11 protein-coding genes are annotated in these 9,671 nt (G+C 66.0%); 5 read left to right on the top strand and 6 right to left on the bottom strand.

Translation table 11 applies throughout. The features are described from left to right. On the bottom strand, window positions 1-599 hold a 599-nt coding region (locus tag AC3WJD_RS20890; RefSeq protein ID WP_492748687.1), incomplete at its 3' end, for a hypothetical protein. A 482-nt stretch (window positions 600-1,081) separates the two neighbouring features. Between AC3WJD_RS20890 and AC3WJD_RS20885 the strand changes: the two genes are divergently transcribed. Then, window positions 1,082-1,636, top strand: coding sequence for a (2Fe-2S)-binding protein (locus tag AC3WJD_RS20885; RefSeq protein WP_492748686.1), 555 nt, complete (start codon window positions 1,082-1,084; stop codon window positions 1,634-1,636). Between the two features lie 125 nt (window positions 1,637-1,761). Next, window positions 1,762-2,769 (top strand): RcnB family protein, encoded by a 1,008-nt coding sequence (locus AC3WJD_RS20880; protein ID WP_492748685.1) that lies wholly within the window; start codon window positions 1,762-1,764, stop codon window positions 2,767-2,769. 41 nt (window positions 2,770-2,810) lie between these two features. On the opposite strand, the gene rnk is transcribed toward AC3WJD_RS20880, so the two are convergent. After that, window positions 2,811-3,227: a nucleoside diphosphate kinase regulator gene (rnk, locus tag AC3WJD_RS20875; protein ID WP_492748684.1), complete on the bottom strand. Its 417-nt coding sequence runs from the start codon at window positions 3,225-3,227 to the stop codon at window positions 2,811-2,813. A gap of 241 nt (window positions 3,228-3,468) precedes the next feature. Then, on the bottom strand, window positions 3,469-3,918 hold the full coding sequence (locus tag AC3WJD_RS20870; protein WP_492748683.1) for an Lrp/AsnC family transcriptional regulator: 450 nt from the start codon (window positions 3,916-3,918) through the stop codon (window positions 3,469-3,471). A gap of 125 nt (window positions 3,919-4,043) precedes the next feature. Here AC3WJD_RS20870 and alr point away from each other — a divergent pair, with 125 nt between their 5' ends. After that, a complete protein-coding gene (gene alr / locus AC3WJD_RS20865) occupies window positions 4,044-5,168 on the top strand; it encodes an alanine racemase (RefSeq protein ID WP_492748682.1) in 1,125 nt (374 codons plus the stop codon). A gap of 11 nt (window positions 5,169-5,179) precedes the next feature. Continuing rightward, window positions 5,180-6,436, top strand: a complete 1,257-nt coding sequence (locus AC3WJD_RS20860; RefSeq protein WP_492748681.1) for a D-amino acid dehydrogenase — start codon at window positions 5,180-5,182, stop codon at window positions 6,434-6,436. A 45-nt stretch (window positions 6,437-6,481) separates the two neighbouring features. On the opposite strand, the gene AC3WJD_RS20855 is transcribed toward AC3WJD_RS20860, so the two are convergent. Further along, entirely contained in the window at window positions 6,482-6,688 is a 207-nt protein-coding gene (locus AC3WJD_RS20855) for a hypothetical protein (RefSeq protein ID WP_492748680.1), read from the bottom strand. A gap of 356 nt (window positions 6,689-7,044) precedes the next feature. Here AC3WJD_RS20855 and AC3WJD_RS20850 point away from each other — a divergent pair, with 356 nt between their 5' ends. Next, window positions 7,045-7,602: an NADPH-dependent FMN reductase gene (locus tag AC3WJD_RS20850; protein WP_492748679.1), complete on the top strand. Its 558-nt coding sequence runs from the start codon at window positions 7,045-7,047 to the stop codon at window positions 7,600-7,602. A 144-nt stretch (window positions 7,603-7,746) separates the two neighbouring features. Here AC3WJD_RS20850 and dapD read toward each other — a convergent pair whose 3' ends face one another. After that, window positions 7,747-8,589 carry a 2,3,4,5-tetrahydropyridine-2,6-dicarboxylate N-succinyltransferase gene (dapD, locus tag AC3WJD_RS20845; protein ID WP_492748678.1) on the bottom strand — a complete coding sequence of 281 codons (843 nt, stop codon included), beginning with the start codon at window positions 8,587-8,589 and terminating at the stop codon, window positions 7,747-7,749. Window positions 8,590-8,591: 2 nt separating this feature from the next. Then, entirely contained in the window at window positions 8,592-9,260 is a 669-nt protein-coding gene (locus AC3WJD_RS20840; protein WP_492748677.1) for a pyrimidine 5'-nucleotidase, read from the bottom strand. Window positions 9,261-9,671: the final 411 nt, after the last annotated feature.

Genomic DNA, 9,671 nt, shown 5'->3' with positions numbered 1-9,671 from the left:
GCGACCGGATGCTGCGCCCGATCGGGGATCGCGCCGTCATCGGGATTGCTGAACGCACCCGCCGCACCGCCGCCGCCCGAACTCGAGCTGACGCTCACCGTCGCGGTGGCTGCCTGCTTGGCGCCCGAGAAGCTGCACTCGACGCGGTAGGTCGTGCTCGCGCCCGGCTTGACCACGACCGACCCGCTCGCCGCCTTTGCGCCCGAAAACTGGCCGTCGCCGCTCGCGGTGCAGTTGGTAGCCCCCGTCGATGCGCCCCAGCTCAAGGTCGATGACCCGCCCGCCGCAATCGACGATGGCGAGGCGCTCAGCGTGACGGTGGCCGTCGGGGGCGGCGTCGTGCCGCCCCCCACCAGCTTGAGCATAGACTGGTTCACCCAGCCGTCAGCGCCCGAGCCGAAATCGACCTGCCACCAGATTTGTGTGCCCTTCTTGACCGGGCCGCCGATGACCGTGCCCGCCGCGCCCGAGTTCTGGAGCCCGACGCCCGTGACGAGATCGCTCTGCATCACGCGAAACTTGCCGGTCAGGGTGACCGCCTCGCCGACCGCGATCGACTGGGCGCCGACCGCCCTGACCGCCAGAAAAACCAACGCCATGACACACATGGCGACAATGGCCATGCCCTTGGCAGACCTCAAATGCGACCCAACGCTCACTTGCGACCCCTAAACTATTCGCGGCTCACGCCGCGTGTGACCGATACAAGTTTTTACAACGACCTTGTCACGGATCCGTTAACACCAGATCCGAATCGACATAGATCGCGAAAAGACGAATTTTCTTGTGATTGCAGGACGATATCCCGCTTAAGAATTACGCAAGATACTATGACAGCGAAATAGCTATATTTGCCTTACGCCGCCGTCAACGGCATAAATATTGAGATAATAATTTGTTTTACATACGTTAACCAGTGAAGCCGCACGGCAGTTTTCGATGTCTCACGATTTACTGGGCGATCCCGAGCCAAGCATCTGATTTGCCGTGCCCGCCGACCCGGCCGGACAGCGCAGGGGGCCAGCGGGCGCGCGTAATCGCGGCTCCCCTCCCGCCAATATTTCCTTTATCTGTGGCGCCAATGACTCGCTTCACCGTCAACAATCAGCCCGTTCATTACCGGATGGACCCCGAAACCCCGCTGCTCTGGGCGCTTCGCGACGCCTCCAACCTGACGGGCGCCAAATATGGTTGCGGGCGCGGCGATTGCGGCGCGTGCACCGTCGATATCGATGGCGAGGCGCGGCGGAGCTGCCGCGTGACGATCGCAGAGATCGAGGGCAGCTTCGTCACCACGATCGAGGGACTTTCGCGCGATCGCAGCCATGCGGTCCAGCAGGCATGGGCCGCGGAGAATGTCCCGCAGTGCGGCTTCTGTCAGTCGGGCATGATCATGGCGGCGGCAGTGCTGCTCGAAAAGAACCCCAATCCGACCGACGCCGATATCGATGCGGCGATAACCAATATCTGCCGCTGCGGCACCTATCCGCGCATCCGCCGCGCCGTCCGCCATGCCGCGCGCATCGCGGCAGGTGGCGAGAATATCGCGGCGGCGCCGCCCCCGGGGATCTCGCCCACCGACGCCGCGGCGGAGGTGCCCGCGCTCAGCCCGCCGCCCAAGCCGGAACCGCGCTGATGCTGCTGCCGTGCGCCGCAAACCTGTCTGGCGGCTGTCGATTCGGTTCAGCAACGGCTCAGGGCTTCGGGCGCATTTCTCGGGCAATGGCGACGTACTGCGCCGCCTCCTGGAGTGATGTGCAGATGAAGAAATATCTGATCCTCGCGCTGCTCGCGGCGACCGCCGCGACGCCCGTGCTCGCCCAGCGGGGCGAAGGCGGGATGCGCGGCCGCGCGCATGAAGCGGGCGCGCCAGCCTCCGCCGCGCGCGCCGAAGCGCGCCAGCAATGGCGCGAACAGCGGCGCACCGTCCGCGAGGCGCCCGCCACCCCCTCGCCGCAGCGTGCGCAGAACCGCGGCGGTTGGAACGGTGCGCCGCAGGATCGCAGCGGCGGTGAAGCGCGGCGGGGCCCTGGCCAGCAGCGCTACGACAATGGCCGCAACTGGCGCGCGCGCAGACCCGATGCGCAACCGGCCCCCGTGCAGGCCACCCCCGTCCAGACTCGGCCAGTGCAGATCACGCCACCGCGGCGCGACTGGAACAATCGCAATGGCGGGCGCTGGACCCAGGCCGATCGCGATCGCAACGGCCGCTGGAACGACAGCGACGACCGCCGCGACCGCGACGACCGGCTCGACAACCGCAACGGTAATCGCCGCTGGAACGACAATGACGGACGCTGGGACCGGAACGACCGACTCGACAACCGCAACGGCGATCGTCGCTGGAACGACAATGACGGGCGCTGGGACCGGAACGACCGGCGCTGGAGCAACAACGACCGCCGCTGGGACCGCGACGGCAATCGCTGGAACGATCGCGACCGCGACTGGCAGCGCTGGGACAATCGCAAGTGGCGCAACGATCGGCGCTATGACTGGCGGCGCTACCGCGAATACAACCGGCATATCTATCGCCCAGGCCGCTATTACGTCCCCTATGGCTGGAACTATGGCTATCGGCGCTATTCGATCGGCATCACCCTGAATTCGCTGCTCTGGGGCTCGCGCTACTGGATCGATGATCCCTGGCAGTATCGCCTGCCTCCCGCCTATGGGCCCTATCGATGGATCCGTTATTACGACGACGTGCTGCTCGTCGACATGCGCGATGGTTATGTCGTCGACGTCATCCACGATTTCTTCTGGTGACGCGAAAGGGGGGCCCGGCCAGCCGCCGGGGGGCCCCCCCTTCACTCTTGCAGAACCGTGGCACCGAGTCCGAGCACCGTCAGCACATGATCGTGCCCGTCGCGCCCCGTCCAGCGAAAGGACTGGCCGACGGCCAGCCCGATCAGAGCCGCGCCGACGGGCGTCGCCACCGAGATCCTGCCCGCCGCGATATCGGCCTCGCCCGGATAGACGAGCGTGACGGTACGCTCCTGCCCCTCCTCGTCGCGGTAGCGGACGGTCGAGCCCATCGCGATGACCGAGCCCGAAATCTCGGCGGCGTCGCGCACCTCGGCGCGGCCGACTTCCTGGAGCAGGACATCGGCGACTTCGGGCGCGCTGCGCCGGATGGCATAAGCCAGATCGTAAAGCCGGTCCTGATCGGCCTCGCTGATGATGATCGCGGGAAGCGGCGCGTCGCCGCTGGATACATGACGCATGGTGTGGGTCCTGTGCATGGGCGGCGCGCAAAGGCTCCTCCCGTCGCGCCGCCAATTGTCCTTATGGTGAAAGATACACCCCAGGCCGGGGCGCAAGCGCGCCCTCAGACCTGGGGCGCACCCAGCGCGAGCGGGTTCTCCCGGCGCGACAGCACGCAATAAGGCGCAGGAACGAAAGCCATGCGGTCAACATCGGGGCTCCGCGACGGCGGTTCAAGCCCAAACTTGCCCACGCGCCCCGTCAACCGAGGCGCGCGGCCATGACGCTGCGCATCGCGATACTCGAATTGATCCGCACAACGCCGGGCAGCCGCGACAATATCTCCTTGTGAAGCCGTTCATAGGCGGCAACGCTCGCCGCCCGTGCGCGCAGCACATAGTCGACATCGCCCGTCATCAGGAAACATTCCTCGATCTCTGGATGGCGGCGGACGGCGGTTTCGAAGCGGTTGAGATATTCTTCAGTCTGTCTTTCGAGCGTGATGCGCACGATCGCGATCACGCCTTCGTCCTCGGACCCGCCGAGGATCGCGGTATAGCCCCTGATCACGCCGGCCTTTTCGAGCAGCCCGACGCGGCGCAGGCACGCCGAGGGCGACAGGCCGACCTCGGCCGCAAGCCTGCTGTTGGGGATCCGCGCATTCTGGCGCAGCAGCCGGATGATGGTCCGGTCGATCGAATCGAGATGCACAATATTCCTCCACAGATTTGATCGCCTATAGCAAAATGGCGGCAATATTCGCCGATCATTCGACCAATAGCGCGGACATTCGAACGATCCGTGACCATTGTGCGCGCCGGTGCGAGAGGAGAATCATGACCACAGGCGATGTGAGCGAAAGCGCGAGCGGCCGGCTGACGATCGACCTCGACGCGCTTGCGGCCAACCACGGGCGGCTCGCGGCGCAGGTCGCGCCCGCGCGCTGCGCCGCGGTGGTCAAGGCCGACGCCTATGGACTCGGCATCGCCCCCGTGCTGCGCACGCTCATACACGCCGGCTGCCGCAGCTATTTCGTCGCGCATCTCGCCGAGGCGCTCGAGGCCAGGCCGCTGCTCCCCGAAGATGCCGAGCTCTATGTGCTCAACGGCCTCGCCGCGGGCACCGAGCCGCTCTGCGCCGCGCGAGCCATCATTCCGGTGCTCAACACCCCCGCGCAGGCCGCGCGCTGGCAGGCGCTCGCGCAACAGTCTGGCCGCCCGCTCCCCGCCGCGCTCCAGTTCGACAGCGGCATGTCGCGGCTGGGCGTTGCGCCCGCCGAGGCCGAAGCACTCGCCGGCGATGCAGGCTTTCGCGAATGGGTGGCGCTTCGGCTGGTGATGAGCCACCTCGCCTGCGCCGACGAAAGCGCCGCCCCCGCCAATACCGCACAGCTGCACGCGTTCGACGCGATAGCCGCGCGCTTTCCGGGCGTGCCCCGCGCGCTTGCCAATTCGGGCGGCACCTTTCTGTCGCACGCCTTTCACGGCGACCTCGTGCGCCCCGGCATCGCGCTCTATGGCGGGAGCCCGAGCGATGCGGCCGATCCGCCGATCCGCCCGGTCGTCAGGCTCGAGGCACGCGTCATCCAGCTGCGTACGATCGAGGCGGGCACGGGCGTCGGCTATGGCCTGACCTTCGTCGCCGATCGGCCGCACCGGCTCGCCACGCTGGGCGTCGGTTATGCCGATGGCTGGCCGCGCAGCCTGTCAGGCAGGGGCGCGGCATGGCGCGACGGCGTGCGGTTGCCGATCGTCGGCAGGGTATCGATGGACAGCATGACGATCGATGTGACCGCGATAGCTGAGGGTGCCATCGCCGAGGGCGCCTGGGTCGACCTGATCGGCCCCGACCAGACGCTCGACGCGGTTGCTGCCGATGCGGGCACGATTTCCTACGAGATTCTGACGAGCCTCGGCCGCCGGTATGCGCGACGCTACCTCGGCGGCTTTGCGGCGGCATAAGGGGTGTAACGATGCGTATTGCGGTTCTGGGCGGCGGCGTGATCGGCGTGACATCGGCCTGGTATCTCGCCAGGGCCGGTCACGAGGTCACCGTGATCGATCGCCAGCCGGGGCCCGCCCTTGAGACGAGCTTTGCCAATGCGGGTGAGGTCTCGCCGGGCTATGCCTCGCCCTGGGCGGGACCGGGAATCCCGCAAAAGGCGATCAAGTGGCTGCTGATGGATCACCCGCCGCTGATCCTGCGCCCCGCGATCGACCGCGAAATGCTGGGCTGGCTGTTCGCCATGCTGCGCAACTGTACTTCGGCGCGTTATGCGGTGAACAAGGGACGCATGGTCCGCCTCGCCGAGTTCAGTCGCGACCGGCTGATCGACCTGCGCGCCGACACGGGCATCGCCTATGACGAGCGGATGCAGGGGACGCTGCAGCTGTTCCGGACCGAAAAGCAGCTCGCCGATTCGGCAAAGGACGTCGCGGTGCTCCGCGCGAGCGGCGTGCCGCACGAGGTTCTGGACCCCGCAGGCTGCATCGCCGCCGAACCAGCGCTGGCCGCGGTCGCCGGGAAGTTCGTCGGCGGGCTGCGCCTGCCCAATGACGAGACCGGCGACTGCTTCAAGTTCACCAACGCGCTGGCAGAGATCGCCGCGCGCGAGGGCGTCAGCTTCCGCTTCGGCGAGACGATCCGCGCGCTCGACGTCGCCGACGGACACGTCCGCGGCGTCCGCACCGACCGCGGCGAGATCGTCGCCGACCGCTATCTGCTCGCAATGGGCAGCCATTCGGCGGCGATGCTGCGGCCGCTCGGCATCCGCCTGCCCGTCTATCCGGTGAAGGGCTATTCGATCACCGTGCCGATCATCGATGCGGCGCGCGCGCCCGAATCGACGCTGATGGACGAAAGCTACAAGATCGCGATCACCCGGCTGGGCGATCGCATCCGCGTCGGCGGCATGGCCGAGATTTCGGGATACAACAATGCGCTGCCCCCGCGTCGCCGCGATACGCTTGCCTTTTCGGTCGGCGACCTCTTCCCCGGCGCCGGCGATCTTGGCGCCGCGAGCTACTGGTCGGGGCTCCGCCCGATGACCCCCGACGGCACCCCCGTGATCGGCGCGACGCCGATCGCCAATCTGTTCCTCAACACGGGGCACGGCACGCTGGGCTGGACGATGGCCTGTGGCTCGGGGCACGTCATCGCCGATCTGATGAGCGACCGCGCAGCCGCGATCGACACCAGCGATCTCTCGATCAGCCGCTACCGCCACTGATCAAGATTGGCGCGCGCCACCGTGCCGGCCCGTTACGGCCTCGCGTCAGGCGTGTGTGCGCTGACGATTCGGCGCGACCGGTTCGGGGTCTGGCTCGCGCGCACCGCCAATCGCGCTCCGCACACGCCGCGCATATTCGTCGGCAAGCCGTGTGTGGACCTTGCGTACGCAATTCTCGGCGGCCTTGTCGGCGAGCCTGCGCTCGTCACGCTCACGCCGCACATAGTAGGAAAGATCGTCCTGCTGGGTCATGATCGGTCTCTGATTCCACGGCATCGCTGAGGTGAACCCGCGCGACTCCGCCTACGCAATGATAGGCCGGATCGCCGAGCAATGCACCCCGGCACCTTCCGCCAAGGACCATTACCCTGATAGCGTGACACTATTTTTTCGCGCCCTGTGCGCCAGCGCACAGCAGGCACCCGTTAACCATGGCTAATCCGTTGCTGCGACCCAAGGGCCACTTCTCTTGCAGCGGGGGCCCGCCTTGGTGGCCTGGCAGGAAACCTGCCAGGCCATCTTGTTTTTGCGCCGCGGGCAAAATCGCGCTTGATCTCAACTGCGCTTGAACTTCTATCGAGCGGGCTCCGATTCGCAGGAGCCATTTCATGAATCCCAAGCTGAACATCGCGATCATCTATGGCAGCGTCCGCCCCGGCCGGCTGTGCGACACCGTTGCGCGCTGGGCGATCGCCGAAATCCGCGCGCGGCGTGACATCGCCCTGTCCATCATAGACCCCGCGGCAATCGATCTCGCCGACGTCCGCGACGTCGCCACGCTGTGCGCAGCGATCGCCGAGGCGGACGCGTTCATCGTGGTCACCCCCGAATATAATCACGGTTATCCCGGCGCATTGAAGGCACTGATCGACTCGGCCGACGAGGAATGGGGCGAAAAGCCGGTGGGCTTCATCTCCTATGGCGGGGTATCAGGCGGCCTGCGCGCGGTCGAACAGTTGCGGCTGGTCTTCGCCGAGCTTGACATGGTGACGATGCGCGAACAGCTGAGCTTCGCCAATGTCTGGGAGCAGTTCGGCGCCAGGGGCGCGCTGTTCGAGCCCGAGCGCGCGCAGCGCACGCTGGCGAAGATGCTTGAAAGGCTGGGCTGGTGGGGACGCGTGCTGCGCGATGCGCGCGCGGCGTCGCCCCTGTCAGCGGCGGCTTAGATTCGGTCTGATTTTGATTGATCCATCCGTCAGCGTCATTCCCGCGAAAGCGGGAATCCATGGACACCATCTTTTCCGGACGATTCTGTGTTCCTGGATTCCCGCTTTCGCGGGAATGACGATTCGGTTTCAAACAGAATGAATCTAGTCGCGCAGCAGTTCGTTGATGCCGGTCTTGGCGCGCGTCTGCGCGTCGACGCGCTTGACGATCACCGCGCAATAGAGCGACGGCCCCGGCGTGCCGTCCGCCAGCGGCTTGCCCGGCAGCGCGCCAGGGACGACCACGGCGTAGCTGGGCACGCGCCCCATGAACACCTCGCCCGTCGCACGGTCGATCACCTTGGTCGAGGCGCCGAGATAGACGCCCATCGAGAGCACCGCGCCTTCCTCGACGATCACGCCTTCGGCGACTTCGGAGCGCGCGCCGATGAAGCAATTGTTCTCGATGATGACGGGATTGGCCTGGAGCGGCTCGAGCACGCCGCCGATGCCGACGCCGCCCGACAGATGGACATTCTTGCCGATCTGCGCGCAGCTGCCGACCGTGGTCCAGGTGTCGACCATCGTGCCTTCATCGACAAAGGCGCCGATGTTGACGAAGCTCGGCATCAGCACCGCGCCCCGCGCGACATGTGCGCCCGCGCGGACGATCGAGCCCGGCACCGCGCGGAAGCCGGCGGCGCGGAAGCGTGCCTCGTCCCAGCCCGAGAATTTGGACGGCACCTTGTCCCACCAGTGCGCGGCGCCCGGGCCATGCGAGATCAGCGCGTTGTCGTTGAGGCGGAAGGAGAGCAGCACCGCTTTTTTGAGCCACTGGTTGACGACCCATTCGCCGTTGCCCGTCTTCTCGGCGACACGCGCGCGGCCCGAATCGAGTGCTGCGAGCGCATGGCCGACAGCGTCGCGAACCTCGCCCCTGGTGTCGAGCCCCAGCGTCTCGCGCGCATCCCACGCCTGTTCGATCACCGCCTGGAGATTGTCGCTCATCGTCACTCGCTTTCGGTTATGTGTTTCAGCCATTCGCCGAGGTCGGCGACCTCATAGTCGATCATGTCCGCCTGAACACCCTCATTGCCGAGTTCGGAGCCGTTGTTGATCCAGACGGTGGTCATTCCCAGCGCCTTGGCGGGGACGAGGTTGCGCGCCATGTCCTCGACGAACAGCGATTCGGCCGGATCGAGGTCGAGCGCGGCACACATCTTCGCATAGCCCTGAGCCATCGGCTTGGGGCGGTAGTCGAGCTGGTGGATGTCATAGACCGTCTCGAACATGTCGCCCAAGCCCAGCCGGTCGAGCACGCGCATCGCATAGGGCGCGTCGCCGTTGGTGAAGACGATCCTTCGCCCGGGCAGCGCGGCGAGCGCGTTAGCGATGTGCGGGTCATGAACCAGCCGGTCGAGCGCGATGTCGTGGACGAAATCGAGGAAATGATGCGGATCGACGCTGTGATCGGCCATCAACCCCGCGAGCGTCGTGCCGTGCGCGCGAAAATAGCCCTTCTGGACGCGACGCGCCTCGACGAGATCGACCTTGAGCAGCTCGGCGATATATTCGCTCATCCGCACGTCGATCAGCGAGAACAGCTCGGCACGCGGCGGATAGAGCGTGTTGTCGAGGTCGAAGATCCAGTTGCGGATATGGCTGAGCGCGGTGATCATGATCGGGACAGGCGTCTAGAGCCTGATCGCTTGAGGGGGAAGCGCTTTGCGCTTCCGTCGAAAGCGTGAATCAGGCTCTATTCAAACTATTGAGACCTTGATTCACGTTTCAGGCTGATTCAGCCTGAAACGATCAAGGTCTGAGCCTGATCGCTTGAGGGGGAAGCGCTTTGCGCTTCCGCCGAAAGCGTGAATCAGGCTCTATTCGAAGAGTCGGGACCGAGCGGCTATATTAATTTCAAGGCAAGATGGCCTGTATTAACCTGTGCCGAGTCGGAGGCCGGGGCAATATGATGCGGTGGCATGGCGCAAAGACGGTTTTGATGCTGGGGACCGCGATTCCGCTCGCGGTCTCGCTTGCGGCGTGCGGCGGCGGGGGCAGCGGGGTGAACTCGACGCCAACGCCGATGC

This window comes from Sphingobium sp. FW306-1B-F04DB, assembly GCF_058781925.1.
Note: the sequence above shows the minus strand (reverse complement) of the source record. Positions and strands in the feature narration are given on the sequence as shown.

Excerpts from the sequence above, each read along its gene's own strand:
- AC3WJD_RS20885 (WP_492748686.1), top strand. The coding sequence starts at position 1,082 with ATGACTCGCTTCACCGTCAACAATCAGCCCGTTCATTACCGGATGGAC.
- AC3WJD_RS20880 (WP_492748685.1), top strand. The coding sequence starts at position 1,762 with ATGAAGAAATATCTGATCCTCGCGCTGCTCGCGGCGACCGCCGCGACG.
- rnk (WP_492748684.1), bottom strand. The coding sequence starts at position 3,227 with ATGCGTCATGTATCCAGCGGCGACGCGCCGCTTCCCGCGATCATCATC.
- alr (WP_492748682.1), top strand. The coding sequence starts at position 4,044 with ATGACCACAGGCGATGTGAGCGAAAGCGCGAGCGGCCGGCTGACGATC.
- AC3WJD_RS20860 (WP_492748681.1), top strand. The coding sequence starts at position 5,180 with ATGCGTATTGCGGTTCTGGGCGGCGGCGTGATCGGCGTGACATCGGCC.
- AC3WJD_RS20855 (WP_492748680.1), bottom strand. The coding sequence starts at position 6,688 with ATGACCCAGCAGGACGATCTTTCCTACTATGTGCGGCGTGAGCGTGAC.
- AC3WJD_RS20850 (WP_492748679.1), top strand. The coding sequence starts at position 7,045 with ATGAATCCCAAGCTGAACATCGCGATCATCTATGGCAGCGTCCGCCCC.
- dapD (WP_492748678.1), bottom strand. The coding sequence starts at position 8,589 with ATGAGCGACAATCTCCAGGCGGTGATCGAACAGGCGTGGGATGCGCGC.
- AC3WJD_RS20840 (WP_492748677.1), bottom strand. The coding sequence starts at position 9,260 with ATGATCACCGCGCTCAGCCATATCCGCAACTGGATCTTCGACCTCGAC.